At 69.0% G+C, this 26,724-nt stretch carries 20 protein-coding genes; 8 read left to right on the top strand and 12 right to left on the bottom strand.

Going from position 1 to position 26,724, the window contains the following annotated elements; genetic code table 11:
* Window positions 1-117: 117 nt before the first annotated feature.
* The 11 genes from AAGI91_03490 to AAGI91_03540 all read right to left on the bottom strand — a co-directional run bounded on the left by AAGI91_03490 (window position 118) and on the right by AAGI91_03540 (window position 17,074).
* On the bottom strand, window positions 118-1,215 hold the full coding sequence (locus AAGI91_03490; GenBank protein ID MEM1041670.1) for a DUF4185 domain-containing protein: 1,098 nt from the start codon (window positions 1,213-1,215) through the stop codon (window positions 118-120).
* A gap of 115 nt (window positions 1,216-1,330) precedes the next feature.
* Window positions 1,331-2,179 carry a T9SS type A sorting domain-containing protein gene (locus AAGI91_03495; protein MEM1041671.1) on the bottom strand — a complete coding sequence of 283 codons (849 nt, stop codon included), beginning with the start codon at window positions 2,177-2,179 and terminating at the stop codon, window positions 1,331-1,333.
* A 4-nt stretch (window positions 2,180-2,183) separates the two neighbouring features.
* Complete coding sequence (locus AAGI91_03500) at window positions 2,184-5,504, bottom strand: hypothetical protein (protein ID MEM1041672.1); 3,321 nt, start codon at window positions 5,502-5,504, stop codon at window positions 2,184-2,186.
* Between the two features lie 242 nt (window positions 5,505-5,746).
* Window positions 5,747-6,586 carry a carbohydrate ABC transporter permease gene (locus tag AAGI91_03505; protein ID MEM1041673.1) on the bottom strand — a complete coding sequence of 280 codons (840 nt, stop codon included), beginning with the start codon at window positions 6,584-6,586 and terminating at the stop codon, window positions 5,747-5,749.
* Window positions 6,587-6,707: 121 nt separating this feature from the next.
* Window positions 6,708-7,919 (bottom strand): DUF4185 domain-containing protein, encoded by a 1,212-nt coding sequence (locus AAGI91_03510; protein ID MEM1041674.1) that lies wholly within the window; start codon window positions 7,917-7,919, stop codon window positions 6,708-6,710.
* 37 nt (window positions 7,920-7,956) lie between these two features.
* On the bottom strand, window positions 7,957-8,955 hold the full coding sequence (locus AAGI91_03515) for a sugar ABC transporter permease (protein ID MEM1041675.1): 999 nt from the start codon (window positions 8,953-8,955) through the stop codon (window positions 7,957-7,959).
* A gap of 3 nt (window positions 8,956-8,958) precedes the next feature.
* Window positions 8,959-10,305 (bottom strand): ABC transporter substrate-binding protein, encoded by a 1,347-nt coding sequence (locus AAGI91_03520; GenBank protein ID MEM1041676.1) that lies wholly within the window; start codon window positions 10,303-10,305, stop codon window positions 8,959-8,961.
* Window positions 10,302-11,288, bottom strand: coding sequence for a PorV/PorQ family protein (locus tag AAGI91_03525; GenBank protein ID MEM1041677.1), 987 nt, complete (start codon window positions 11,286-11,288; stop codon window positions 10,302-10,304). Before AAGI91_03525 ends, AAGI91_03520 begins: the two co-directional genes overlap by 4 nt.
* Window positions 11,289-11,349: 61 nt before the next feature.
* Entirely contained in the window at window positions 11,350-13,293 is a 1,944-nt protein-coding gene (locus tag AAGI91_03530) for a T9SS type A sorting domain-containing protein (GenBank protein ID MEM1041678.1), read from the bottom strand.
* Window positions 13,294-13,295: 2 nt separating this feature from the next.
* Entirely contained in the window at window positions 13,296-16,355 is a 3,060-nt protein-coding gene (locus AAGI91_03535; protein ID MEM1041679.1) for a TonB-dependent receptor, read from the bottom strand.
* Window positions 16,352-17,074 (bottom strand): FadR/GntR family transcriptional regulator, encoded by a 723-nt coding sequence (locus tag AAGI91_03540; protein ID MEM1041680.1) that lies wholly within the window; start codon window positions 17,072-17,074, stop codon window positions 16,352-16,354. The genes AAGI91_03535 and AAGI91_03540 overlap by 4 nt, the downstream gene beginning before the upstream one ends.
* Window positions 17,075-17,167: 93 nt before the next feature.
* On the opposite strand from AAGI91_03540, the gene AAGI91_03545 reads away from it, so the two are divergent.
* The 8 genes from AAGI91_03545 (at window position 17,168) to AAGI91_03580 (ending at window position 25,366) form a co-directional block, all read left to right on the top strand.
* Window positions 17,168-17,932, top strand: coding sequence for an SDR family oxidoreductase (locus AAGI91_03545; protein MEM1041681.1), 765 nt, complete (start codon window positions 17,168-17,170; stop codon window positions 17,930-17,932).
* 1 nt (window position 17,933) lies between these two features.
* Window positions 17,934-18,740 (top strand): fumarylacetoacetate hydrolase family protein, encoded by an 807-nt coding sequence (locus tag AAGI91_03550; protein ID MEM1041682.1) that lies wholly within the window; start codon window positions 17,934-17,936, stop codon window positions 18,738-18,740.
* A 2-nt stretch (window positions 18,741-18,742) separates the two neighbouring features.
* Window positions 18,743-19,507 (top strand): glucose 1-dehydrogenase, encoded by a 765-nt coding sequence (locus AAGI91_03555; protein MEM1041683.1) that lies wholly within the window; start codon window positions 18,743-18,745, stop codon window positions 19,505-19,507.
* A gap of 3 nt (window positions 19,508-19,510) precedes the next feature.
* Window positions 19,511-20,740 carry an enolase C-terminal domain-like protein gene (locus AAGI91_03560; protein ID MEM1041684.1) on the top strand — a complete coding sequence of 410 codons (1,230 nt, stop codon included), beginning with the start codon at window positions 19,511-19,513 and terminating at the stop codon, window positions 20,738-20,740.
* An 89-nt stretch (window positions 20,741-20,829) separates the two neighbouring features.
* Complete coding sequence (locus tag AAGI91_03565; GenBank protein ID MEM1041685.1) at window positions 20,830-21,693, top strand: SMP-30/gluconolactonase/LRE family protein; 864 nt, start codon at window positions 20,830-20,832, stop codon at window positions 21,691-21,693.
* A 20-nt stretch (window positions 21,694-21,713) separates the two neighbouring features.
* Window positions 21,714-22,874, top strand: coding sequence for a hypothetical protein (locus AAGI91_03570; protein MEM1041686.1), 1,161 nt, complete (start codon window positions 21,714-21,716; stop codon window positions 22,872-22,874).
* Window positions 22,875-23,006: 132 nt separating this feature from the next.
* Window positions 23,007-25,007, top strand: a complete 2,001-nt coding sequence (gene thrS / locus AAGI91_03575; protein ID MEM1041687.1) for a threonine--tRNA ligase — start codon at window positions 23,007-23,009, stop codon at window positions 25,005-25,007.
* An 11-nt stretch (window positions 25,008-25,018) separates the two neighbouring features.
* On the top strand, window positions 25,019-25,366 hold the full coding sequence (locus AAGI91_03580) for a VOC family protein (protein MEM1041688.1): 348 nt from the start codon (window positions 25,019-25,021) through the stop codon (window positions 25,364-25,366).
* A 20-nt stretch (window positions 25,367-25,386) separates the two neighbouring features.
* Here the strand turns inward: AAGI91_03580 and fabF are convergent, their stop codons facing one another.
* Window positions 25,387-26,652, bottom strand: a complete 1,266-nt coding sequence (fabF, locus tag AAGI91_03585; GenBank protein MEM1041689.1) for a beta-ketoacyl-ACP synthase II — start codon at window positions 26,650-26,652, stop codon at window positions 25,387-25,389.
* Between the last annotated feature and the right edge of the window lie 72 nt (window positions 26,653-26,724).

The following is a 26,724-nucleotide window of genomic DNA, read 5'->3' on the forward strand; positions in this document are numbered from 1 at the left end:
ATCGTCGACGGTAGGGATCACGGTGGGGAATGGGGAAAGGGCGAGAGGGCGGAGGGGCGAGAGGGCGAAGGGGACGTGGTCGCCCTTTCTCCCCTTCGCCCTTTCTCGAGCGAGGCGTCAGCCGAGCGTGACCTCGATCAGGTGGGGGAAGTATTCTTCGGCTTCGATGTAGGTGAAGTAGATCACCCGCCCGCCGTCTTCCGAGAGCGACGGGTGCTCCTTCCCGGCGTAGGCTGCGACCGGGTATTTCTTGTCCGGCGTCGCCTCAACGGTCCACAGCACCGTCGGCTCGCTCCACGGTCCCCACGGCTGCGGGGCCGTCCGCCCGACCTGCTGCCCGTCGGTGTTCATCGAGTGGACCGAGAGGTAGCAGCCGAGGTAGTCGTTCCACGAGACCGACAGCTCGTTCGGCGGCCCCTCGAATATGGAGACCGCATCGGCGATGTCAGCACTCCACGCCGGGTCGGGACCGCTGAGGTATTCGTAGCAGCCGAGGTCCTCGACGGCGTCGGGGCGGACGCGGGCGAGGTAGACGCGCTGCGCGCCGTCCTCGTAGCCGGTGACGCCGTAGAGATAGAGCCACCCGTCGGCCTGCAGGACGGCGGAGGCGAACTGCGGCTGCGGGTACGGCCACCACATGTCGTTCCCGCCCTGACTCAGCCGCTCGAACTGCCATTCGTCCACGGTCCCTTTCGCCAGCCCGCACCCGATGATCTCGAACCCGAGGTCGAACGGCCCGCCTTTGTCCTCCAGCATGCGGATGTGCATGTAGAAGAGGTAGACTGCCTCGCCGAGCGCAACGCCGTGCATGCACCACATGCGGTCCCACTCGTCGCGGTCGCCCGGCCCCGGCGGGACGAGTTGCCGGATCTCCCCGTCTCCGTCCACGATGTGCTGGAAGCCGGCGAGGCCGCCGCGCCCGGACTGCGCCGGGAGGACGAGGCCGGTGTTCGTCGGCAGGCGCTCGAACGGGGCGTGGCCCTGCGGCCGCCCGATCTCGGCGAGGCGCGTGAACACGTCGCGCAGGCTCCCCGGCGGGCGCTCGCCGATGAGCGTGTCGCCGAAGTACCAGAACACGCGCGCGGCCTCCTGCGGTCCGGGACCGCCGAGCGGGATCGAATACGCACCGTCCTGCCCGGTCATCCGGTACGGGTTGACGGTGAACTGCGGGCCGAGGTCGCGCACGGCGGCGACGCGGAGCGAGCGAAGAGGCATGGGTCGGGTGTGGGTGGGCGTGTGAGCAAAAGACCCGGAGGGGCGAGCGGTGCTGCGCCCTGGCCGGAGACGCAGCTGTCGGGCGTGGCACCGCCGCGCCCCTACGGGAAAACCTTCATCGCACTATCGTCATCCGCCGGGTCTCGACCATCTCGCCGTCCGCTTCGAGGCGGTAGAGGTAGGCCCCGCTCGGTAGCTCCGCTGCGTCGAAGACTGACGTGTGCTCACCCGCCGGCCGGGTCCCTTCAGCGACGATAGCCACTTCGCGGCCGGCGAGGTCGAAGACCGTCAGCCGCACCTCGGCGGCACGCTCCAGCGTGTAGCGGATCGACGTGGACGCAGCGAACGGGTTGGGGTAGTTCTGACCGAGCGCCACCGCCCCGGGCTGCGCGCCGTCCTCGGTCGAGACGAAGGTGTTGACCGTGATCGGCTGGTTCAGCGCAGTGTCGGCCGAGACACCGCCATCAGCCGGGTCCAGGTCGATGTCGTCTACTTTGAAGGCTGTCGTCGTCGTGAAGTAGCCAAGGTCGAAGGTGCCAGTCTCCTGCCCGACCTGGAGCCGGAGGATGGCGTCGTAGAAGTCATCCGCCTCGGCGAAGTACGCCTCGTCGGAGATCGTGCCGATCCACTTCATCCCGTCCGGCGCGGGGAGCACCCGCTCGGTGGAGTCGGCCCATCCCAGGTCTTCCAGCATGTCGCCCGCGCCTGCGTCGCCGTCGTACTCGCCGGAGACGAACGACCAGTCTTCGGGTACGAGCACGGAGACGACCCCCTCGAACCGGTTCATCTGGTCCTCGAAGGTCTTCCGAATCGTGACGGTCACCGCGATGACCTCGCCCTGGTCGGCCTCGGACGGCTGGATGACCTCGACGATCTCGCACGCGGCGATGGCGAGCGGCAGCAGCAGGCAGAAGCCGAGCACGAGCGCCAGGCTGCGACGGGGGTGCAGGGTAGCATGGGTCATAGGATTACCTCGTGGTTTGTTGAGTCGGAGAAGGAAGGGCAGCGCGAGCCTCGGCGAGGCGGAGGCGTAGCGTGACGCGTTCGTTTGGCCCGAGGCGGACCGTAGCCGCGCCGCCCTCGACCGGCACGGGCGCGACCTCGTCGCCGAGGAAGGTGACGCGCGCAGCCGACGTAGCAGCGCGGCCGGGCAGGCTCACCCGGACCGCCGCGTCGGCATCGGGCCGAGGGTTTCTCAGCCGGACGCGCACGCCGTCGGCGTCCGGCTGGAAGGCGAGCAGGTGGACGGGATCACCGTCGAGGGTCAGGAACGAACGGACCGGGTCCACGGCGGTCAGCCACGTCGGGTAGACGACGGCGGGCTGGGCGAACGAGCGCCCGAAGCCATCGGTGAACGCCGCGTCGAAGCGGCCCGGCTGATGGGTGAAGGCGAACCGGAGCGGCCACACGCCTTCGTTCGCCTCGTTCCGGTTCCACGCGGGCGGGAAGTGGCTCGCGAGCACCGCCACGACGGTCGGCACGTCCTCGCCCGCGATCTCGCGCAGCCGGATGACGCGGCTGTCGGCGGCGGCCCAGCTCACGGTCCGCTCGGGGTCGGCGAGGGCGAGGCTCTGGCGGAGCGAATACACGTCGTGCGTGATCGCTTCGAAGCGGTCCCTCCCGGCCTCGGCGAACCCGCCGAGCACGCCGAGAGCCTGCCCTGAGCCTGCCGAAGGGTGCGCCGCCGGACCGCCGAGCGCAAACGGGAAGGCGAGACCGTACTCCTCCGTCACCCCGACCGGCGTGAGCGCTTCCAGGTCGACTGCCGCCTCGACCTCGACGCGGGCCAGATCCTCCCACAGCGTGTACGTCACGCCCGGCACGACGCCACCGCCGAAGTCCACCGCGAGTCGGAGCCGCGCCGGGCGCTCGTCGATCACCTCGACCGTCACCCCGTCCGCCGGCAGCGGCGCGAACCCCGCCGGGTCGCCGAGGACCGCCCGCACTGGCAACCCGAACGGCAGCGCCGCACCGGGGCGGACGAGCTCGGTGCCCGTCTGCTTGCCGACCACGCTCGCCAGCGCTCCCGTCGCGGGATCGACCGCGAGGCGGTAGTGCGCGTTCTCGATCACGTTCGGCCCGGCCTGCAAATCGGTCGGCGGTGCTTCGCCCCGCGCTTCGAGCCGGATCTTTTTGTACCCGACCGGCGGTAGGTCGCGGGCGACGAAGCGGAGGTCGTAGCCGTCGGCGACGCTCGGAAGCTCTTCGCCCGTCGCAGGGTCCACGACCCGGTAGCGCGCCGCGTCGTGCGCAAACTCGACCTCGACCGGCACGTCGCGCCGGGCACCCATCCCGTTGAAGACGAACACGGCCTCGGTCTCGAACGACTCCATCGGCTGGAGGAGCCGCCGGGTGGCGCGTTGCAGCGTAGCCTCGGTGGCGAGGACGGCGCTCTGCACGTAGTCCTCGCGGTAGGCCATCGTGATCGCGTTCTCGTCGGGGCCGCCGTAGCCAAGCTCTAGCCCGCTGCCGTGGGCGCTGTATTGCAAGAGGTGGTGGTAGGCCTCGTCCACCATCGGTTGCAGCGGTGCCCGGCCGTCCGAGAGCCACGCCGCCGTAGACATGGCCTCGGCGACGGGCAGCCGGTGCTGCGCCTCGCGCTGCCGGACGACGCGGGCGAGTTCGCCCTGGTAGAGCATGTCCCAGTCCGAGGTCCAGTCGCCCCGGACGGTCGGCAGATCGGCGGTGCAGCAGGCGGTGAACGCCTCGGCGAAGCGGTCGAGCGTGCTGACGACGATGCGGGGGTAGGCGTACTGCCTGTTCCACGCCCGCGCCGTTTTGAGTTCGGCGCTCGGGATGCCGCCGTTGTCGCCGAAGGTGGTGTTGAGGAGGACGACCGGGTGGTCGTTGCCCTGCGCCCGGAGCCGTGCGAGCCGCTCGCGCATCCTGTCTTCCACCGCCCCAACGCCCTTGACGAGACCGACGGTCTGCCCCTCGTTGTAGGCCTCGGTCCGGTAGGTCACGACACTCGCCCCGTCGGCCCCCTCCCAGCGGAAGGCTTTGGGAAGCGACTGCTGGAAGGCGTAGCCGCTGAAGACCTCGTTGATGCCCGTGACGAAGAAGTCGAGGCCCGCCTCGCGGAGCACACCAGGGAGCCTCCACGAGAACCCGGGCACGTCGTTCGAGAGCATCGCGCTGACCTCGAAGCCGTAGCGGTCGGCGTACGCCTGCCCGAGCGCGAACGAGCGGAGCAGCTCCTCCTCGCTCACCCAGCCGGTGAACGGGTTGGCGTAGGTCGGCGAGACGGCGATCCGCCCGGCGCGGACGAGGGCCATCAGCCGCTCTACCTGCTCGGCCGAGCGCGCCTCGACGAACCGCTCCAGTTGCCACACGGTCTCGACGGTCCACCGGAAGTCCGGCTCGGCCTCGGCTTTTTCGATGACGGCGTCGAGCAGGAGCGCGTGCTTCTCGGCCACCGTCGGCTGCGGGTGGGTGTAGCCGACATCGGTGTGCGAGTTCAGCATCAGGTGCAACTCGACCCGCGGCTGCGGCTCCAGCGTCACCTCCCGCGTGACAGGCGATTCTTCGCCGAGCCAGACCTCCAGACGGGCGGGCGTCGGCCTCTCGACCGGTGGTCCCCACAGCGCCAGCCGACTGACACCAAAGGGGGCAGCACCGACGGGCACGGTGGTGGTTTCGCTGCCTACCGTCAGCCGGGCCTCACCGTCCGCCGGACCGACCGTGCGACGGGTGATGCTCAGGTCGAAGCGCTGCCGTAGCCCGCCCTCCGCCTCCCGGAAGAAGATGGACGAGACAAGCGAAACGCCCGGCTCGTCACCACTCAGTCTCACCTCGGCCTGCACGCCTTCCGCCCCGACGAGTCGGGCGTAGAAACCCCAGTCCCAGTCCAGCGGCACGAAGAACTGCACGCCCTCGTTGTGGTGCGACTGCCCGACCTTGACGAGCAGCCGGTTCGCCCCGGCCCGTAGCCGCACGCGCACCGTGTCTTCGTCGGCGACGGCGTTGCGGGCGCGGTCGACGGTCTGGACAGTCTCGCCGTTGAGCACCACTTTCAGGCGACTGTTGCTGCCCATCAGGAGGAGGGCGTCCTGCTCGGTCTCGCTCTGGACCGTCGTGAAGGCATAGCCCGCCTTCGCCCACCAGATTTTCTCCGGCCCGTCGCCCGGCGGCACGTCGGCGAACGCCGCGTGGAAGTCGACCAACCCCGCGCTGTTCGGCGCGACGGGGCGCCACGTCACCGCCTCGCCCGCCGCCCACGGACTCGCCTCGGCGTCGCCCTCGGCCGGCTGCGCGTCGGCCTCGCCGATCACGTCTTCGTCCGCGGGCATCCCGAAACCGGTCGTGGGTTGCTCGAACGGCCCAGCGGTGAGCCAGACGGGGATGGTGCCATCGGCGGCGATAGGTGCCTGGGCCAACTCCTGCGCTACGGCGGGCGCGGCAAGTAGGAGCAGAGATAGTAGAGGATAGAGGATAGAGAATGGCGGGCGGTGGACCGATGCGTTCCATCCTCCATCTTCCATCCTCCATCTTGTGCCGAGGAGTGCAGAGCGATATGAGCAACAACGCCGTCTCATCCCTTCAGTCCGCTCATGGTGAAGCCTTTGATGAAGTAGCGCTGGAAGAAGAAGAACAGCGCGATGACCGGCACCATCATCAGGATCGACGCCGCCATCAGCACGCCCCAGTCGGTCTGGTGCTGCCCGGTGAAGAGCGCGAGGCCGAGCGCGAGCGTGTTCTTCGCCTGGTCCGAGAGGTAGATCAGCGGCCCGAGGAAGTCGTTCCACGCGAACATGAACGTCAGGAGCGCGACCGTCACGAGCGCAGGCCGGGCCAGCGGCAGCGCGATCCGCCAGAAGATGGTCCACTCGCTCGCCCCGTCGATCCGCGCGGCGTCGAACAGCTCGGTCGGGAGTGTGAGGAAGAACTGCCGCATCAGGAAGATGTTGAACGCCCCCCCACCGAGGAAGGCGGGGACGATGAGCGGCTTGTAGGTGTTCAGCCACCCGAACTCTTTGAAGAGCACAAAGAGCGGGATCATGATGACCTGCAGGGGCAGCATCATCGTCGCCACGACGAACAGGAAGAGCAGGTCCCGTCCCGGCCAGCGGAGGCACGCGAACGCGTAGGCCACCAGCGCGCTCGACCCGACCGTCCCGACGATCGTGAAGACCGTGATGACGGTCGTGTTGCGGAGGTAGAGCAGGAACGGCATCCGCTCGAAGACCTCGGCGTAGTTGTCCCACCGGAGCGTCTCCGGGATCCACACAGGCGGGACGGCGAAGATGGCCTCGTTGCCCTTGAGCGAGGTCGAGACCATCCACGCGAACGGCAAGAGCAGCACGAACGCCACGGCGACGAGGGCGCCGTAGCCGAGGGCCCTGCGCAGTCCTATGGGCCGAGTCGGTACCAAGTGTTGATGCTGGTTCAGAGAGCGTCCCGCTCGATCTAGCGAGGATGGAGGATCGAAGATGGAGGATGGAATGCTCTGGTCTGCCTTTGCCATCCTCCAATCTCTATTCTCCATCTTCCAGTCATTGTGGTAGCCCTCGCAGCCGGATGAAGCGCGGACGGTAGAGGTCGGCGTCCGAGAAGAAGTCGCCGAAGAAGTCGAAGGTGTTGACGTTGTACGAGATCAGCAGCGTCCCCGGCTCGGAGAGGTGCGGGTGCGCCTTCGCGTTGTAGCAGTAGTAGTCCGAGTCCTGATTCACTTCGGGGCACGAGTAGATGTCGCGTATCGGCCCCCACGGTCCCACCGGGCTGTCGCCGACGCGTGCCGCCGTGACCGATGAGATCGCGTCGCGCTGGAAGACGAGGAGGTACTTCCCGTTGGCGAGCGGGGTCACGCTCAGTTCGTTCGAGACCCGGTTCGTGACCGGCACCGCCGCGTCGAGGTCGGCCACCCAGGCTGCTCCATCCCAGTAGCGGTAGCGCTCGAAGTCGGCGATGTGCTGTGGGCGTACGCGGGCGACGAGAAGCTTCTTGACCAGGGAGTCGTTGCGGACTCCGTAGACGTAGAGGAAGCCGTCGGGGTTGGGTACCCCGGCCTCGGCGAGATTCGGGAGGATGGCCCCGCCGAAGGCCAGGTTGCCCCGGTTGCCCTCGGCGGGCCGGAAGAGCGGCGTGTCGAACTGCTCGACCGGCCCCGGCATGCCGCCGGCCAGCGAAGTCCGGGCGAGGTTTGCCCCGACCAACTCGAACGGGAAGAGTATGTCCTCCGCGCGCGCCACGCGGAGGTAGTAGGCCCACAGCGTGTTGCCGATCACGATGCCGTCGGCGTTCCAGTACCAGTCGCCCGGCTCAGCGTCCGGCGTGTCCGGGACGACGGCGGCGCGGGGGGTGTCGCGTCCGCCGGGCCAGAAAAACTCGATGTCGCTGGGATCGGGTGCCCCGCCACCGAGCAGGGCAACCGTGTTGTTGACGAGCGTCGAGCCGGGTGCCCGTCGGCCGTCGGGGAGCACGTCGCCGATAGCCGTGTCGTTGAAGAGAAAGATCGTCTGGGTCGCGCTTGCCGTGCCCGGTACCTCGACGCCGTTGACGGGAATAGAGTAGATGCCGTCGGCCCCGGTCCAGCCGCTCGTCGTGTCGAAGAGGTCGGTCCACGCCGGCGCAGGCTCGACGGTCACGCCCCCCAGCAGCCCGGTGGCGCGCTGCGCCTGCGGTGTCGTGTGGGTCTCGGCAGAATCGGTGGTAGCGTCGCACGCGGCGAGCAGTAGGCAGAAGGCACAAAGCAGAAGGTTTCGCATGAGCATCACCAGGTGGTAGAGGACGAATGGCTGACTCCTAGACTCCGCCTTCGTAGTGGACCCACCGCTTGCCGAGGCGGAACTGCACGACCGTCACGGCAAGGGTGATGACGAGGAGAATCCACGCCATCGCCGAGGCGTAGCCCATCTCGAAGTCGTCGAAGGCTTTGTAGTAGAGGTACAGGTTGTAAAAGAGCGTCGAGTTGAGCGGGCCGCCCTGCGTCATCACGTAGGCCTCGGTGAAGACCTGGAACGAGAAGATGACTTCGAGTACCGTCCACAGGAAGATGACAGGCGAGAGCATCGGGAGCGTGACGTGCCGGAACTTGGCCCACGCCCCGCCGCCGTCGATCTCGACCGCCTCGTAGAGGTGGTCCGGGATGCCCTGGAGCGCGGCGAGGAAGACGATCATCCGCGCTCCGCCAACCGACCACAGCCCCATCAGCACGAGCGCGGGCTTCGACCAGTCCGGGCTTTGCAGCCACAGCGGCCCCTCCAGCCCAACCCACCCAAGCACCTCGTTCACGAGGCCCACCGACGGGTTGAAGAGCCACAGCCAGATCACGGAGAGCACAACGCCCGTGATGATCGACGGTAAGAAGTAGGCCGTGCGGAACCACTTGACCCCGCGCACGCTCTGGTTGACGAGCACCGCGAGCAGCAGCGACCCCGTGATCGCAAACGGCACCCGGAGTACGGTGTAGACGAGCGTGTTCCAGACCGAAATCCCGAAGTACGGGTCGGCCCCGAGCAGCGTCGCGTAGTTCTCCAGCCCGATGAACTGCGGGACGCGGAGCACGTCGAAGCGGCACAGGCTGTAGTAGAGCGACATCACCATCGGGTAGAGCCCGAAGACGAAGAAGCCGACCAGCCACGGCGAGAGGAACAGGTAGCCCGCGGCGGCCTCGCGCCCCCGGTTCGTCCCCAGCCGGTCCCGGAAGCGGCGCGCCCGCCGCTCGTCCGGCGGGGGTGGCAGCGGGGCCGGCCCTGGCGGCGGCGTCATCTCGCGGATCGCATCGGTCTGGACGGCTTGCATCGCTCAGCCCTCCCCGTCGCGGTCCACGTTCGCCCGGACGTACTGGTCGTAGGACACGGCCCGGTCGAGGGCGTCCTGCACGACGGCCTCGGCCTGCCGGAGCGCCTCGCCCGGTGCCTGCAGCCCGTAGATCACCCGCTCCTGCGCGCCGAAGAACTCGCGCCAGAACACGTCGTGCGCCAGCGGCACGACCGTCGGCGAGTAGGCGACGGTCATCTGCTCGGCGAAGACCTCCATCTCGGGGCTCGTCAGGAAACGCGGGTCGGTCGCGGCGTGGCGGTTGGCCGGGAACAGGTCCTCATCCGTCGCGGCGACCTCCTCGAGCTGGACGTGCTTCTGGACGGCGAAGCGCATGAAGGCGAACGCAGCCTCGGGGTGGCGCGCCCCGCGCGGAACGGCCAGCCACCAGCTCCCAGCCGACGAGGCAGTCGGCCGACCGGGGAACGTCGGGATCGGGGCCACGCCGTACGCGACGCCGGGCGCGTAGCGGGCGAGTTGGTCGAGGTAGCTCAGGTCGAGCACCGCCATCCCGATCCGGCCGGAGAGGAAGCCGTGCTGGTCGGCGCTGCCGAGGCCGGAGGTGAACGCCTTGAGGTTGTCCACGCCGTAGGCCGCGTAGAAGTCGGCGATCCACCGGAGCGCCTGCCGCATCGCGGGCGTGTCGAGCCGGACCGTGCGTCCGTCCTCGCTGAGGAACTGGGCGTCCTGCTGCCACGCCATGAGCTGGGTCGTCGGGAGGTTGCCGTAGTCGGGAACGAACCCGACGCGGGTCAGCCGTCCGTCCGGCCCGCGCGATGTCAGTCGCTCAGCAGCGGCGATGACCTCGTCCCACGTCGTGGGCGGCTGCCCGGCGTCGAGGCCCGCGTCGCGGAAGAGCGCCTTGTTGTAGAAGAGCGCGTACGAGGTCGAGTTGATGGGAAGGGCGTAGGTCTGGCCCTGCCAGCCCATCTCGCTCCAGAGCGCGGGGAAGAAGGCAGTCGTATCCAGATCGCTCGCCTCGATGTGCCGGTCGAGCGGTTCGAGGGCGAGGCGCGAGGCCCACTTGACGACGGGCACGAACTGGCTCACCACGTCCGGCGGGTCGCCCGAGAGGACGGCGGTGAGGATTTTGCGCTCGTGCTCGTTCCACGGGATCGGCGTGGCGTGGACAACGATGGAGTCCTGGACCTCGTTGAAGCGGCGGGCGTGGTACGGCACGTCGTCCTGCGCGCCGACGATGTACCAGTAGCGGATGTGCGTTCGGCCGTCACCGGGCGCGGCGCGCTCCGGCGTCCAGACGAGGAACGCGACCGTGACGAGGGCGAGGAGCACCCAGCCGGCGCGCTGCGCTATGGTCCCCCAGCCGCTCACAGGCCGAGGCTCACCGTGAAGCGGTGCGTCGCGCCGAGGAGGTCGCCGAAGCCGACGTACGCGTAGTCGGCCCGCACGCCGACGCCTTCGACCCGGGGCGGCACGACGCCAGCACCGACCGACCACGCGCCTTCGTCCACGCTCACCCGGTACCCGGCGCGCAGCGCGAGCACGTCTAGCAGCACGGCCTCGACCCCGCCGTTGACCCACTCCTCGTTGTCCGTCGGGTGGACGAGTTCGACGGCTCCGGAGACGCGGACCTGGTCGAAGCGGACGAGGTCGTCGGCAGCGGCGACACGGAAGAGGAGCGGCGTGCGGAAACTCTGCTCCAGACCCTCGGTGTCTGGCCCGAAGTGCTGGAGGGTGAACGCGAGGCGGAGCTGCCGGAAGCCGGTGTAGTAGAGCGCCCCGACGTCGAAGAGCACGTTCTGGAAGCGGTCGTTGTCGAGCATCTCGATGACGTACTTGGCCTGCACGCCGATCGTGAGGCGGTCGGTGAAGCGGCGCGCGCCAGCGAGGCCGATCATCACGTCGCCCGCCTCCACCATGCGCCCGGTCCCGTCCGGCTCCAGCACGGTCGTCTCCTCGAACGGTTCGATCCCGAAGCGGACGAGGCTCAGGCCGACAGCGTACGGCCCGACCGGTGCCGCCACCACGAGCGCGTCGAGCGAGCTGTCCACGATCCACTCGTTGTGGGTGAACGCCACCTGCCGCTCGCCGATGAGCGGGAGCGCGCCGACGTTCCAGAAGACGGCGTTGGCGTCGTTCGTCATCGCCGCCGCCGCCTCGCCGAGGGCGCTCTCGCGCGCCCCGAGGGCAATCTTCAGAAACTGAAACCCCGCCGAGCCGGACTTCTCGAACTCGAAGCCCTGGTCGATCTGAGCCTGGACTGGGAGTGCAGAGAGGAGGAGCAGGATGGAGAGTAGAGAATAGAGGATGGAGGGGAGCGAAAGGCTATCCGTCCTCCATTTTCCATCCTCCATCTTCCGGCCTACGGAGGCGAGACGGGCGCAGCGAGCAGTACGTGACACCATCACCACCTCCTCATTTAATGATGACCAGCGTGCCCCGCGCCGTCCCGACCTCGGACTGCACGGTCCAGAAGTAGATGCCGGGGGCCGTGCGCTGGCGGGCGTCGGTGAGTTGGTCCCACGCTTCCTGCCCGCTGTTCGGGTCGTCGTGCTCGAGGGTGCGGATCAGCTCGCCGCTGGCCGTGTAGATGCGGATCGTGGCGCGCGCCGGGAGCTTGTTGAAGATGATGAGGTTCGCCGCATCCGAGGTGGGAAAGGAGCGTCCCCGGAACGGGTTCGGGAAGACCTGCACGTCCATCGCCGTCTCTGCCGCGCTGCGCTCGACGGTTACCGGGTCGAGGTTGCGGTTGGTCAACCAGCTTTCGTTGCCGTCGCCGTCGACCGCCGTGACGGCGTAGGTGTAGCTGAAGCCCAGCCCTACGTCGTTGTCGGTGAACTGCCAGCGGCCCAGGCGGAGGTTGAAGAAGCGGTCGATGTCATTCTCGTTGCCGACGCGGATCGGCCGACGCGTGAGCTTCTCGAATGGACCGATGAACCCGAGGTCACTGCGGTAGACGTTGTAGCCGGTGATGAGCGAATCGGACAGCGGGTTGACCCACACCTCGTCGATGGGCGGCCAGGTGACCGACGCCTCCGGCACTGCGCCGGGGAGGGTGACGATTTCGATGGGCGGAGCGGGCGGCGGCACGGCTGCGACGCGGTAGCCCGCTTCGTAGAGCACAGCGGCCCGGTCGATGCTGGCTTGGAGCGAGTCGAGCCCGGCGTCCAGGTCGTTCTGCGCGTCCAGTCCTTCGCGCGCTACCTCCAACGGCAGCCCGTTGACGGCTTCGGCAAATGCGAGGCGGACAGCCTCGCCCGGGCCGAGGTCGTAGGGTCCGCACCCGAGGAGGATCAGCGGCGTCAGGCGCTCCTCGTCCTCGGCTTGGAGCGAGGTGTCTGTCCCTGTCAGGATCGCGTAGAGCGCGGCGGACGAGGTGCTGGCCGTCGTGAGGCGCGGCCCGTTGCCGAGCGTCTGCGCCCAGAAGACGGTCGCGGGCTGCGCTTCGCCGCCGCTGCCCGGCGGCGCGTCGAGCAGGGCGATGCCGGCGTAGCCGGTCGTCCGCAGCTCGTCGCGGTCGGGCCAGTAGTTGCCCACGTCGCCCGGCAGGTCGAAGTTGGGGGTGTCGTCGTAGGCGTAGACGAGTGCCCGGTCGGCGTCGTAGGCGACGAGCTCGTCGGTGCGGTTGCCGTCGTCACCCCAGCCGTTGTGGACGTTGATGTCCTGGTAACTCGGCCGTAGCAGCGAGGGCAGGCCGACGAAGACGCCCGCGAGCGGACCGCCCGTCTCGTTCGTCACGGCGTAGTCGAGGAGGACGAAGGTGTTGAGCCCGCGAAAGCTCCACGTCCGGCTCGTGCGGCGGACGCGGAGCCCCGAGGTCGTCGTGAACTCCGCAACGATCGTCTCCTCGGCTTCGCCCGGGTCGTAGCCGTCGGCCTCGACGAAGTTTTCGGTCTCCGCCATCGGCAGGACCTCATCGACCTCGACCGTCGCAAACGGGCCGAGTTCGTCGAAGAAGACGGCCCCGTTCGCGCCCAGACCGCCGATCCAGAGCCCGGCCCCGGCATGGTAGGAGCGCTGCTCATCCTTTGAGGCCAGCGCGTCTGGCCCGCCCGGCCAGTCCATGCTTGGGAAGAACTCAAACGGGTTGAGCGGCTCGCGCGCGCCGAGTGTGCCGTCGTCCTTGACCGTCTCCCAGAGCTCGCCTCGGTCGTGGACGCGGACGTCGGCCTCGCGGAGCTGGGCGGCGGCGGGGAGTGCGGTGAGGACGAGCAGCAGAGCGAGAAGGTGGAGGGTGGAGGATCGAGGATAGCGGGCCGTTCTCCATTCTCCATCCTCTATCCTCTCCCGATCCTCAGCGCACCCCGCCCCTGCGGAGGCAGAACGATGGAGACGCCCTCTGTTTATTACGCGAGGCACACTCATCGGAAGTCGTAGCGGACGCCGAAGACCACCCGGCGCGGGGGGAAGTAGGTGACGGCGCTGATGTCGTAGCCGATGAAGTCCTGCGTGACCGTGTCGTTCTCGACGAAGTCTACGACCGCCGCCTCGTTGGCCCCGAAGTAGTTGCCGAAGGAGCGGAGGTTGCGCGTGTTGAAGAGGTTCGTGACGTTGGAGTAGACCGCGAGCGCGTGGGTGCCGACGGTGAACTGCCGCTCGACCCGCAGGTCGATCTGAGAACTCGCCGGGAGGCGCTGGTTGTCGACCGTGTCTGCCGGGTCCAGAGGTTCGAGGTAGGTGAAGGCACGCCCGCTGACGTAGCGCCCGAGCGCGCTGAGGCTGGTCCCGCCGAGCGCCCGGTCGAACCAGCGTCCGCCGCCCTCGGGGTAGCGCAGGAAGAGGTTCGCCCGGAAGATGTGCGGGCGGCTGAAGGTCTGCTCGGTGGCAAGGCGCTGGCTGGCCTCGTCGTTGTAGAAGAAGGTCGGCGTGCCGGTCGAGTCGAAGTCGACGCGGCCCGGCGTGGCGCGGCCCTGGACGGCACGCGAGAAGCTGTAGTTGAAGTCGAACGTGACGTGGCGGCTGAAGAGGGTGCGGAGGTTCACCTCGAAGCCGCGCGCGTCGCCGTAGTCCCCGGAGAAGTTGCTCACGAAGTTGCCCGAGGGCAGCGTCACCCGGCGGTCGAAGAGGTTGGCGCGCGGGAGCACCTGGTCGAAGACGTCTTTGTAGAACCCCGTCACGTCGAGCACGGCGAGGTCGCCGAACTGCTGCGCGATGCCGACTTCGAACGAGATCGTCTTCTCCGGCTTCAGGTCGTCGAGCGAGAGCGCCACCACGCGCTCCGGGTCGCCGCTGGCCGAGGGCGCGCGGGTGCCACCCTCGGGGCAGTTGGTCAAGCCCTCGAGCGACAGCCCCTGGTCGTAGGCCTGCTGGCACTCGACGATGTACTCGGGCCGGAAGTAGCCGAACTCGAACATCCGGTCGAGGGGCGCGGTCTGGTAGAAGTGCCCGTAGTTGAAGTGCAGCACCGAGCCGTCGGTGATCGGGTAGGAGACGCCGATGCGCGGGCTGAGCCGGTGGTAGGACGGGGCCGGCGTGCGCGGCTTGTCGAAGACGTTGTCGAAGCTGAACTTCACGCGCCCGTTCTCGTCCACCTGGTCGCCGTCGGGGTCGAGCGTCTCGTCGTAGAGCGGGTCGAGGGCGAGGACGGGGAGGTTGGTGACGTCGAACCAGTCGCGGTTGGGGTTGAAGTAGTCGTAGCGGAGGCCGAGGTTGAGAATCATCCCCTTGAACTCCATCTTGTCCTGGAGGTAGGCCGCGAACTGGAGCGGGTGGTAGGTCTCATCCAGGCCCCGGTTGAGCCAGTAGCGCTCGTCGAGCGTGGTCGAGGGGAAGCGGAAGGAGCGGTCCTCGTTGTAGGTGTTGACGCGGGCCTCGAAGCCGGCCTTGACGAAGTTGGCCGCGTCCACCTGCCACGAGAGTGCGCCTTCGAGCGACACGTCGCCGACGACCTCGCGGCGGTCGAGGAGGAACGAGAACTGGTCGAAGGGCTCGTCGCCGAAGCCGTCGTAGCGCTGGAAGCCGAAGATGGTCACAGCCTCGTCGTCTTCGGTCCGGCCGAAGCGCGCGAACGGACTCGGGCGCTCGCGGAAGTCGAGCCAGTACGTGCTCAGCTTGAGGTCGTAGAACATGTTCTGCGACAGGCTGTGCGTCCAATCGACCGCTGCCTGGTAATGCTTGCGGTCGAGGACCGAGCCCCAGCCCCGGTAGTATTTCGACTCGAGGATGAAGTCACCGTTCTCTTGGAGCGTCGAGTGCAGCGCTCGGCCGTAGAGCCCGCTCAGCCGGAGCTTCGTACCGGAGCCGGGGCGGAGGACGAGGTTCGCCAGCACATCGTCCTGCTCGCGCCGGTCGATGGGACGGGGGTAGGCGTAGGCCGCGCGGTTGTACTGCCCGGCGACGAAGAACCGGCCGTCCAGCGCGCTCAGTCCGGGCACCGGCCCGCCGACGCTGCCCCACGCCCGGTGGTCGGCGATGTCGCGGTAGTCGTAGATCTGCGCCTGGCGCTCGTCGGTCCACCACGCGGGGTCGAGTGTACCGTCCGGGAGCTGGTTGCCGACGCTCTCGCTTTCCGGGTTGTCCGGATCGATCGGCATCCGCGGCCCGAACTCGAGCTGCGTCTCCGGGTCGTAGAGGTAGCTGCCGAAGTGGCGCTGTCCCGGCGGCCCGTAGAGGTATTCCGCCGTCGCCTCGATCCGGTCGCCGCCTTCCTTGGTCACCACGTTCACCACGCCCGACTGCGCCCCGCCGTATTCCGCCGCGAAACCGCCGGTGAGGATTTGGATCTCCTGAATTGCGTGGGGATTGATGCTCGTGTAGGAGCCGCCCTGGTCGGCTCGGCCTTCGATGAGGGCTGCGATGCGCGCGCCGTCGAGGAACCACAGTACCTCGGTCTGGTCGCCGCCCCGCACCGCGTAGCGCGGCTCGCCCCGGCCCGATCCGTTCAGCCCGCCTTCGATAGGCTGCTGGTCGAAGAAGACCCCGGCCTGGACGAAGAGGGCTTCCTCGGTGCTCGTCACGGGCAGCTCGTCGATCTCGGCGACATCGAGGTACTGCACGCTCGCCGTCTCGTCGCGCTGCACGGGCGGGCGCTCGGCCGTCACGACCACCTCGTCGCCGAAGTCTACCGCCCCTTCGCTCAGTTCGATCTCGACGCGCGTCGTCAGCCCACTCTGGACGCGGACCGCCTCGACCACCGTCTCAGTGTAGCCGATGAACGAGGCGCGGAGCGTGTACGCGCCGGGGCGGACGCCGATGATCGTGTAGTGCCCCTCGCTGTCGGTCGCGGCACCGAAGCTCGTGCCGACGACGGCGACGCTCGCGCCGGGCAGCGTCTGACCGGTCGCAGCGTCGGTGACGGTGCCGGCGATCTTGCCGGTCTGGGCGAGGGCCGGGGCCGCGAAAAGCAGCACCCCGGCGAACGTCAGAACCCACGCCAGGGCGCGGCACCGGGGCATTCCAGCCTTGTCCGTGCGCGGCGTCATAGCGGCAGGGGCTGCGCTTTTTCGTCCCAGCGCAGCAGGACCGCGCGCACGCCGCCGAGGTGGACCCGCATCCGCTCGGCCGCGAGCGCGGCGTCGCCTCCGCGCAGTGCCTCCAGGATGCCGACGTGCTCGTCGTGGTCCTGCTGGCGCGAGCCGTGGATGTCGAGAATCACCCGCTGCTCGGCCTGAAAGAGGGTCGTCAGCACGTCGAGCACCTGCCGGAGGACGCCGTTGTCCGACGCTGTCGCAATAGCGGCATGGAACGCCATGTTGGTCATGTTGAGCACGTCGCCGTCGTCCAGGTGAGCCTGCGCCCGGTCCAGCAGCGCAGCCATCGCTGCCAGGTCGTCCGGCGTGGCGTGGCGGGCGGCGAGCCCCGCCGCCTCTACTTCGACAAGGATACGCGCCTCGATCAGGTCCACGAGCGTCTTTTTGGACGGCGTTCCCGCGAGGACCGGGTTGGAGGCGAAGAGCGCGTTCGGCCGACGCCCCACGTAGACGCCGGAGCCGTGCCTGACGGCCACCGTGCCTAGCGTCTCCAGCTTGGTCAGCGCCTCGCGCAGCGTCGGGGTGCCGACGCCGAAGCGCCGCGCCAGGCGGCTGATCGTGGGAAGGCGGTCTCCGGCGGCCAGCCCCTCGGCTTCGATCATCTGCGTGATGCGGCGGGCGAGGTCGTCGGGGAGGCTGTGGCGGGCGACGGGCGCGAGCGTCGGTTCCATCGGCAGATTGACAAAGTGATCTGATGACTTTAGCTTTCCCGGCAGAAGGATACGGCGCGCGCCTATCCCTGTCAAGCCACGTCCCTCTCCCCCATGCCCCTCCCCGACCGCACCGCGCTCGTCACCGGAGCCGCATCCGGCATCGGGGCCGCTGTCGCCCACCGTCTCGCCCGCGAGGGCGCGTCCGTCTGGGTGACCGATGTGGACACGGCAGCCGGCGAGGCGACCGCCGAGGCGGTCCGGTCCGGCGGCGGCAGTGCGCACTTCTTGTCCCTCGACGTGACCGACGAGGCCGCGTGCACCCGCGCCGCCCACGCCGTCCACGACACCTACGGGCGGCTCGACGTGCTCGTCAACAACGCGGGCATCGGGCACGCCGGGACGATGCTGGAGACGACGGGCGAGGACTTCGACCGGCTCTACGCGGTCAACCTCCGGGGCGTCTTCAACGTGACGCAGGCCTTTCTGCCGGGGATGCTGGAGCGGAAGCGCGGCGTGGTGCTCAACCTCGCCTCCATCGGCGGGATCGTCGGCATCCGGGACCGGCTGGCGTACTGCGCGACCAAGTTCGCGGTCGTCGGTCTGACCAAGTGCCTCGCGCTCGATCACGCGGCGGACGGGATTCGGGCGGTGGCGATCTGTCCGGGCCGGGTCGAGACGCCGTTCGTGACGCAGCGGCTTCAGGAGTACGCCGACCCCGAGGCCGCCCGGCGCGAGATGACCGCGACGCAGCCCGTCGGGCGCATGGCGCAGCCTGACGAGATCGCGGCGGCGGCAGCCTACCTCGCCGGTGACGAGGCCGCCTTCGTCACCGGCGTTCCCTTCTACATCGACGGCGGCTGGACCGCTGGGACCTGAGATGAAGCTGCTCCGCTACCGCGACCCCGAGGGGACTGTCCGCTACGCCGCCGAGCAGGCGGGCGGCGCAGCGCGTGTCGTCGCCGGAGCCCCGTTTGGGGACGTCGCGGTGACGGGCGAGGCTGCCTCAATTGCCGACGTGCTCCCCCCCGCCGACCCGCCTGCCGTCTGGGCCATCGGGCTGAACTACCGCGCCCACGCCGAGGAGGCTGGCCTGCCGATTCCCGAGCATCCCGTCGTGTTCGCCAAAGGGGTCAACGCCGTCACTGGACCCGGTGCTCCCATCGTGCTCCCGCGTGTGCTCCGAAGCGACCGGGTGGACTACGAAGGCGAACTGGCCGTCGTGATCGGGCGGCGCTGCAAAAACGTCTGGGCCTCGGACGCGCTCGGTTACGTGCTCGGGTACACCTGCGCCAACGACGTGAGCGCCCGCGACTGGCAGATCGAGCGCGGCGGGAGCCAGTGGTGCCGGGGCAAGAGCTTCGACACCTTCTGCCCGCTCGGCCCCGCGATCACCCTCGCCTCGGCCATTCCAGACCCGCAAGCCCTCGTGCTCCGCACCCGCGTCAACGGCGAGGTCGTGCAGGAGACGAGCACCGCCGACATGATTTTCCCCGTCACCGAGCTTGTCGCGTTCCTCAGCGGGAGCACGACGCTGCTCCCCGGCACGGTCCTCCTCACCGGCACACCCGTCGGGATCGGGATGGCGCAGACGCCGCCGCGCTGGCTCCAGCCGGGCGACACCGTCGCGGTCGAGATCGACGGCATCGGGACGCTCACAAACCCGGTCCAGGAAGAACCGATCTGACTATGCGATTCCGCGACCACGTAGCCGTCGTGACGGGTGCGGCGAAAGGCATCGGTGCAGCGACCGCCCGGCTCTTTGCGAGCGAGGGGGCCCGTGTGGCGCTCCTCGACGCCGACGATGCCGGCGCGGCCACCGCTGCCGAGATCGACGATGCCCTTTTCGTCCGCTGCGACGTGGCCGAGGCCGGGGCCGTCGAGGCGGCCTTCGGGGCAGTCCGCGAGGCGTTCGGAGGGGTTGATCTACTGGTCAACAACGCGGGCATCCAGCGCTACGGGACGGTCACGCAGACGAGCGAGGCGCTGTGGGACGAGGTGATGAACGTCAACCTCAAGAGCGCCTTTCTCTGCGCGCAGCAGGCGCTCCCGTCGATGGCTGAGCGTGGGGGCGGGGTGGTGGTCAACGTGGCGAGCGTGCAGAGCTTCATCACCCAAGCCAACGTCGCCGCCTACACGACGAGCAAAACGGCAATCCTCGGGCTGACGCGGAGCATCGCGGTGGACTACGCGCCCGCTGTCCGCTGCGTCGCGGTTTGCCCCGGCACGGTCGACACGCCGATGCTGCGGTGGGCCGTCAACGAGTCGCCCGACCCCGCCGAGGTGATGCGCGAGGTCCACGCGATGCACCCCGCCCAGCGCATCGCGACGGCCGAGGAGGTGGCTTCGCTCATCGGCTACCTGTGCAGCGCCGACGCGGCCTTCATCACCGGCCAGGCCTACCGGATCGACGGCGGCCTCGGCCTCTCCATCGGCGGCAGCAAACGGGCCTGAGCCATGAAGATCACCGACCTCCGCGCCACAACCGTCACCGTCCCGCTCGAAGCCCCGCTTCGCCATGCCAACGGTGCGCACTGGGGCCGCTTCGTCCGCACGATTGTCGAGGTAGAAACCGACGAAGGACTGATCGGGCTGGGCGAGATGGGCGGCGGGGGCGAGTCGGCCGAGGCCGCGTTCGCCGGGCTGAAACCGTACCTCCTCGGGCATGACCCGATGCAGCTCGAAGCGCTCTACTGGAAGCTCTGCAACCCGACGGCCTCGCTCTACAACAACCGCGTCCAGCTCCACGCCGCCGTTGAGTTCGCCTGCATCGACCTGATCGGCCAGAAGCTCGGCGTCCGGGCGTGCGACCTGCTCGGCGGGGCGCTCCGCGAGCGGGTGCCGTTCGCGTCGTACCTCTTCTTCCGCTACCCTGCCGAGACGAACGGGCACGGCGGCGAGGACTCGCCCGAGCGCATGGTGCGCCACGCCCGCGCCCTCGCCGAGCGCTACGGCTTCACGACCCACAAACTGAAGGCGGGCGTGTTCGCGCCGGACCACGAGATCGAGGTCTTCCGCGCCCTCGCCGAGGCGCTTCCCGGCCACCGCCTCCGCATCGACCCCAACGCAGCGTGGTCGGTCGAGGAGAGCATCCGCGTCGGGCGGGCCATCGAGGACCTGCACAACGACTACTTCGAGGACCCGACGTGGGGCCTGGAGGGCATGCGGCGCGTCCGCGAGGCCGTCTGCATCCCGACCGCGACCAACACCGTCGTCACCAACTTCGAGCAACTCGCCGCGTCGATTCGCACGAACGCGGTGGACGTGGTTCTGCTCGACACGACGTTCTGGGGCGGGCTGCGGCAGGCGTGGAAGGCGGGCGTCGTGTGCAGCACGTTCCAGCTCGGCGTGGCCGTCCACTCGTCGGGCGAACTGGGCATCCAGCTCGCCACGATGCTGCACCTCGGGGCCGCCCTCCCCAACCTCCACTTCGCCGCCGACGCGCACTACCACCACCTCACCGACGACGTGATTGCAGGCGGCAAGCTAGCCTACGAAGACGGCCACATTGCCGTCCCCACCAGCCCTGGCCTCGGCGTCACGCTCGACCGCGACAAGCTCGCCGAGTACGCCGCCCTCTACGAGAAGCTCGGCCCGTACCCCTACGACCGTGACCCGCACCGCCCCCGCTGGTTCAACCTGTGGCCGAAGACCGACTGGGCTGTTCCGTCGGCTTCGCCTCCTTGAGTGTGGGAGGATGGGAGTCTGGGCGCAGAAACTTGCAGAGCGCGCTGGCCTCCTCCCCCGGCCTCCCAGCCACCCGTACTCCCAACCCCATGCCTGTCCTCTCCCTCGACCGCGCCTCGGTCTTCTACGACGGCCTCGACCACCCGGAGTGCGTCGCGGTCCACCCGGACGGCTCGGTGTGGGCCGGCGGCGAGGCCGGGCAGATCTACCGGCTCGACGCCGACGGGACGCACGCCGAAGAGATTGTCAACACGGGCGGCTTTGTGCTCGGGATCGCCTTCAGCCCCGACGCCTCGTGGCTGGCCGCCTGCGACCTGAAGAAGCAGTGCGTCTGGCACCTCGACCTCGCCACGCATGCGCTGACCGAGTTCGCCCGGGGGCCCGAGGACGGCGCGCCGTTTAGCATCCCCAACTTCCCTGCCTTCGCCTCGGACGGCACCCTCTACGTCTCCGACAGCGGAGCCTTCCGCGACGTCAGCGGGCGCGTCCTCGCCTTCGATGCAAGCGGGCGCGGACGGGTCTGGCATGCCGGGCCGTTCAACTTCGCCAACGGCCTCGCCCTGGCTCCTGACGAGCAGGCGCTCTACGTCGTGTGCTCGTGGCTGCCCGGCGTCGAGCGCGTCGAGATTCTGGAGGACGGTACGGCGGGAGCACGTAGCGAAATAGTCGTGCTCCCCGAGACCGTGCCAGACGGTCTGGCTTTCGATGCCGAGGGCAACCTGTACGTCTCCTGCTACGCGCCGTCGCGCATCTACCGCGTCCCTCCCGGCGGGAGTGCCCCCGAGGTGTTCCTAGACGACTGGGAGGCGCACACGCTGGGCAACCCGACCAACGTGGCTTTCGGCGGCCCCAACTTCGAGCATCTCTTCGCGGCCAATCTCGGCCGGTGGCACCTGACGCGGATCGAGGCCGGCGTGCGCGGCGCTCCGCTCGCCTGCCGCCGTACCCCCTGACCTCTCCTCCCCTCGCGCCGATGCATGACATTGCTCCACCGCCTCTCCAGACCGTACACGGCCAGCCCTCGTGGCGGATCGGCAACCACGGCGTCGAGACGTTCGTCACCCGGCAGGGAGGCCACCTCGGCCCGACGACGTTCCGGCTCGGCGAGCGCAACGTGCGGCCCTATGCCGTCGCACCCTGGGCCGAAGACGCGGCGACGGCAGCGCTCCCCCCGATGCTGCGCGTGCTCCGGGGAGACTTCTTCTGCCTCCCGTTCGGCGGCAACGCCGAACCGTCCGGGGACGAGGCCCACCCGCCGCACGGCGAGGCGGCCAACGAGACGTGGACGTTCGACGACCTGCGCCGCGAGGGCGACGCCGTCTCGCTCCACCTCCACCTCGACACGACTGTGCGCGTGGGGCGAGTCCGTAAAAACGTCACGCTCGTGGACGGGCATGCTGCGCTCTACCAGCGCCACACCGTCACCGGCATGGTAGGCCCGATGAGCCTCGGCCACCACGCCATGCTGAAGTTTCCCGAAGCCGAGGGCAGCGGTCTGGTCGCTACCAGTCCCTTCGTGCTCGGGCAGACCTCCCCGGTGCCCGTGGAGCGCCCCGAGCAGGGCGGCTACTCGGTCCTCGCCCCCGGCACCACCTTCGACGCCCTCGACGCCGTCCCGACGACGACCGGTGTCCACGCCGACCTCAGCCGCTACCCGGCTCGGCGCGGCTACGAAGACCTCGTGCTCCTCGCTTCCGACCCGGTGCTGCCGTTTGCCTGGACTGCAGTCACCTTCCCCGACGAAGGCTTCGTCTGGTTCACCCTGAAGGACCCGCGCGTGCTGCGCCAGACGATCCTGTGGGTCTCGAACGGCGGGCGGCACTACCCGCCCTGGAACGGGCGGCACACCAGCGTGCTGGGGCTGGAAGAGGTCACGTCGTATTTCCACTTCGGGCTCGCCGAGTCGGCCGCGCCCAACCCGCTCTCGGAGCAGGGGCTTGCCACGACCGTCACGCTGAGGGGCGGTCCGTTCCACGTCGCCTGCATCAGCGCCGTCGCCCGCGTCCCGGTCCAGTTCGACCACGTCGCCGAGGTCCACGCGCTCGGCGAGGAGGACGCCGTCGTCCTGACGTCGCGGAGTGGGGCCCTGGTGCACGTACCGCTGCGCCACCGCTTCCTCCAACCGCCCGCCTGAGTGTCCGCTCATGGAGATGCTGAAGGGCTGCGAGAGCAGGTGCCCACCTCCGCTTTCGATTTGAATAGCACTTCACCGCTCCGCCGGGCGCTGCGCGCGTATCGTTGCGGCTTCCACTCTTCGCAGCGTGCTATGCAGATTACCCTCCCCGACGGTTCCGTCCGCGACCTCCCCGACGGCAGCAGCGGTCACGACCTCGCCCAGGCCATCTCGCCCGGCCTCGCCCGCGCCGCGCTCGCCGTCCGCGTCGACGGCGAGGTGCGCGACCTCCACCGCCCGCTCCCAGACGGCGCGACGGTCTCGATCCTGACCTGGGACTCGGACGAGGGCAAGGGGGCCTTCTGGCACTCGACGGCCCACCTCATGGCCGAGGCGCTCGAAGCGCTCCACCCCGGCGTGCAGTTCGGCATCGGCCCGGCCATCGACAACGGGTTCTACTACGACGTCGACCTCAGCCGGACGGACATCGACACGCTCTCGCCCGAAGATCTCGAGGCGATCGAGGCGAAGATGAAGGCGCTCGCGAAGGAGGACAACCGCTACGAGCGCCGCGCCGTCTCGAAGCAGGAGGCGCTCGACTACTTCGGCGAGAAGGGCGACGCCTACAAGCTCGAACTGATCGAGGAGCTGGAGGACGGGACGATCACGTTCTACCGGCAGGGCAACTTCGTCGACCTCTGCCGCGGGCCGCACATCCCGAGCACGAAGCCGATCAAGTACCCCAAGCTGCTGAGCATCGCGGGGGCGTACTGGCGCGGCGACGAGTCGCGCCCACAGCTCACGCGCATCTACGGCGTCAGCTTCCCGAAGCTTTCGATGCTGGAGGAGCACCTCGAAAAACTCGAACTCGCCCGGCAGCGCGACCACCGCAAACTCGGACGCGAGCTTGGCCTGTTCATGTTCTCGAACCGCGTCGGGCCGGGCCTGCCGATGTGGCTCCCGAAAGGCGCTGTCCTCCGCGAGACGCTCATCGACTTCCTCAAGGCCGAGCAGCTCCGCCGCGGCTACGAGCCGGTCGTCACCCCGCACATCGGGCGGCTCGACCTCTTCCGCACGAGCGGGCACTACCCGTACTACGCCGACAGCCAGTTCCCGCCGATGCTGGAGCGCGGCGGCGCGGCGCTCCCCCACGGCGAGCACCCGTCCGAGCGCTCGCGCGAGGGCCACGAGGACGAGGAGGGCTACCTCCTCAAGCCGATGAACTGCCCGCACCACGTCCAGATCTACGACCACACGCCGCACTCCTACCGCGACCTCCCGGTCCGGCTCGTGGAGTTCGGGACGGTCTACCGCTACGAGCAGTCGGGCGAGCTGGGCGGCCTCACGCGCGTCCGCGGCTTCACCCAGGACGACGGCCACATCTTCTGCACGCCCGACCAGGTCAAGGGCGAGTTCAAGGACGTCATCGACCTGACCCTGACCGTGCTCCGCGCGCTCGACTTCACGGACTTCACGGCGCAAGTCTCGCTCCGCGACCCGGCCAACACCGACAAGTACATCGGCGACCCGGCGCAGTGGGACGCTGCCGAGCAGGCCATCCGGGAAGCCGCGGCTGAGGTTGGCCTGGAGGCGGTCGAGGAGGAGGGCGAGGCCGCCTTCTACGGGCCGAAGCTCGACTTCATGGTCAAGGACGCCCTCGGCCGCGCGTGGCAACTCGGGACCGTCCAGCTCGACTACAACCTCCCCGAGCGCTTCGACCTGACCTACGTCGACGAGAACGACGACCGCGTCCGGCCGGTGATGATCCACCGCGCCCCGTTCGGAAGCCTGGAGCGCTTCATCGGCGTGCTCATCGAGCACACCGGCGGCGACTTCCCCGTCTGGCTCGCCCCGACGCAGGTCAAGATTCTCCCCGTCTCGGACGCCTTCAACGACTACGGCCGGACCGTCCTCGACCAGCTTCGCGCCGCCGGTCTCCGAGCCGAGCTCGACGACCGGAGCGAGAAAGTGGGCCGCAAGATCCGCGACGCCGAAGTGGCGAAGACGCCCTACATGCTGATCGTCGGCGCGAAGGAAGAGGAGGCTGGCACCGTCGGCGTCCGCCGCCACGGCGAGGGTGACCGCGGCGCCGTGCCGACCGCCGACTTCATCGGGCAAACCCAGGCCGAGATCGCCGAAGCATTAGGTCGCTGAACGTACCTCCGATGCCCAGGCACCACACCATCGACTACACCGAGTTCGCCGTCCGCGACCTCGCCGAGGCGAAACGGTTTTACCGCGACGCCTTTGGCTGGCAGTTTACCGACTACGGCCCGGCCTACGCCGGCATCCAGGGCACCGACGGCGAGGTGGGCGGAATGGAAGAGACCGACGCCCTGCGGACCGGCGGGCCGCTCGTGATCCTCTACTCCAACGACCTGGAGGCCAGCCTCGGTGCCGTCCGGGCGGCGGGCGGGACGGTCACCAAAGAGCCGTTCGACTTCCCCGGCGGCCGCCGCTTCCACTTCGCCGACCCGAGCGGGAACGAGCTCGCCGTCTGGACGGAGGCGTAGGGGCGACGCATGCGTCGCCCTTACCCTTCGAACTTGCGGAAGACGAGTGTCGTGTTGTGACCGCCGAAGCCGAAGGCGTTGGAGACGGCGACGGTGACCTCGCGCTCGACCGGCTCGTTGAACGTGTAGTCGAGGTCGCAGCGCTCGTCCGGGTGCTCGAAGTTGATCGTCGGCGGGATGCGGTTGTGCTGCACGGCGTAGATCGACGCAATCGCCTCGATGGCCCCGGCGGCCCCGAGGAGGTGGCCGGTCATGCTCTTGGTGGACGAGAGGTTCATCGCGTAGGCGTGCTCGCCGAACACCTTCTTAATCGCCTCGGTCTCGGCCACGTCGCCGAGCGGGGTCGAGGTGCCGTGCATGTTGAGGTAGTCCACGTCCCCGGCCTCGATGCCGCTCGTGTCGAGCGCCATCTGCATGGCGAGGCGCGCGCCGGCCCCCTCGGGGTGGGGGGCCGAGATGTGGTAGGCGTCGGCGCTCATCCCGAAGCCGGTCAGCTCGGCGTAGATGGTCGCGCCGCGCTCGGTGGCGCGCTCCAGGCTTTCGAGCACGAGCGCGCCAGCCCCCTCGCCCATCACGAACCCGTCGCGCGTCGCGTCGAACGGGCGGCTCGCCGTCGCGGGCTCGTCGTTGCGGGTCGAGAGCGCGCGCATCGCGGCGAAGCCGCCGACGCCGATCCGGGTGACGGGCGCTTCGGTACCGCCGCAGACGACGGTGTTCGCCATGCCGTTGCGGATCAGCATGAAGGCGTCGCCGATGGCGTTGTTGCTCGTCGCGCACGCGCTGACCGTCGCGTAGTTCGGCCCCTGGAAGCCGTGCCGCATGGCGATCAGGCCGGGCGCGATGTCGAGGATCATGTAGGGCACGAAGAACGGCGAGAGGCGGCGCGGGCCGTTCTCGTGGAACTCGATCACCTGGTCCTGGAACAGCTTCATCCCGCCGATCCCCGACCCGAAGACGACGCCGACTTTCTGCTTCTCCGCCTCCGAGAGCGAAGCCGCGTCGAGGCCCGCATCGGCGAGGGCCTGGTCCGCCGCGACGAGGGCGTACTGCGAGAAGGCGTCGAGGCGGCGGGCCTCCTTGCGGTCGAGGTGGTCAGCCGCGTCGAAGCCTTTGAGCTCGCACGCGAAGGTCGTTGCGAACGGCTCGGGGTCGAAGTGGGTGATGGGGGCCGCGCCGCTCTCGCCGCGCATCATCGCCTCCCAGAACGTCGCAGCGGTCAGGCCGATGGGGGTGAGCGCGCCGAGGCCGGTGACGACGACGCGGCGGCCGGGGGGGAAGGGGTCCATAGCAAGCGGGGGTCGGCAGAGGCGACCGGCGCAGATGGGTGGGCCGGCAGTCTAGCGCATAGAACGGGGACG

The sequence above is a fragment of the Bacteroidota bacterium genome (genome assembly GCA_038746285.1).
Classification (GTDB): Bacteria; Bacteroidota; Rhodothermia; order Rhodothermales; family JANQRZ01; genus JANQRZ01.

What these genes read in the sequence shown, in the direction of transcription:
- AAGI91_03490 (MEM1041670.1), bottom strand. Translation starts at nt 1,215, where the DNA reads ATGCCTCTTCGCTCGCTCCGCGTCGCCGCCGTGCGCGACCTCGGCCCG.
- AAGI91_03495 (MEM1041671.1), bottom strand. Translation starts at nt 2,179, where the DNA reads ATGACCCATGCTACCCTGCACCCCCGTCGCAGCCTGGCGCTCGTGCTC.
- AAGI91_03500 (MEM1041672.1), bottom strand. Translation starts at nt 5,504, where the DNA reads ATGCCCGCGGACGAAGACGTGATCGGCGAGGCCGACGCGCAGCCGGCC.
- AAGI91_03510 (MEM1041674.1), bottom strand. Translation starts at nt 7,919, where the DNA reads ATGCGAAACCTTCTGCTTTGTGCCTTCTGCCTACTGCTCGCCGCGTGC.
- AAGI91_03515 (MEM1041675.1), bottom strand. Translation starts at nt 8,955, where the DNA reads ATGCAAGCCGTCCAGACCGATGCGATCCGCGAGATGACGCCGCCGCCA.
- AAGI91_03525 (MEM1041677.1), bottom strand. Translation starts at nt 11,288, where the DNA reads ATGGAGGATGGAAAATGGAGGACGGATAGCCTTTCGCTCCCCTCCATC.
- AAGI91_03535 (MEM1041679.1), bottom strand. Translation starts at nt 16,355, where the DNA reads ATGACGCCGCGCACGGACAAGGCTGGAATGCCCCGGTGCCGCGCCCTG.
- AAGI91_03540 (MEM1041680.1), bottom strand. Translation starts at nt 17,074, where the DNA reads ATGGAACCGACGCTCGCGCCCGTCGCCCGCCACAGCCTCCCCGACGAC.
- AAGI91_03545 (MEM1041681.1), top strand. Translation starts at nt 17,168, where the DNA reads ATGCCCCTCCCCGACCGCACCGCGCTCGTCACCGGAGCCGCATCCGGC.
- AAGI91_03550 (MEM1041682.1), top strand. Translation starts at nt 17,934, where the DNA reads ATGAAGCTGCTCCGCTACCGCGACCCCGAGGGGACTGTCCGCTACGCC.
- AAGI91_03555 (MEM1041683.1), top strand. Translation starts at nt 18,743, where the DNA reads ATGCGATTCCGCGACCACGTAGCCGTCGTGACGGGTGCGGCGAAAGGC.
- AAGI91_03560 (MEM1041684.1), top strand. Translation starts at nt 19,511, where the DNA reads ATGAAGATCACCGACCTCCGCGCCACAACCGTCACCGTCCCGCTCGAA.
- AAGI91_03565 (MEM1041685.1), top strand. Translation starts at nt 20,830, where the DNA reads ATGCCTGTCCTCTCCCTCGACCGCGCCTCGGTCTTCTACGACGGCCTC.
- AAGI91_03570 (MEM1041686.1), top strand. Translation starts at nt 21,714, where the DNA reads ATGCATGACATTGCTCCACCGCCTCTCCAGACCGTACACGGCCAGCCC.
- thrS (MEM1041687.1), top strand. Translation starts at nt 23,007, where the DNA reads ATGCAGATTACCCTCCCCGACGGTTCCGTCCGCGACCTCCCCGACGGC.
- AAGI91_03580 (MEM1041688.1), top strand. Translation starts at nt 25,019, where the DNA reads ATGCCCAGGCACCACACCATCGACTACACCGAGTTCGCCGTCCGCGAC.
- fabF (MEM1041689.1), bottom strand. Translation starts at nt 26,652, where the DNA reads ATGGACCCCTTCCCCCCCGGCCGCCGCGTCGTCGTCACCGGCCTCGGC.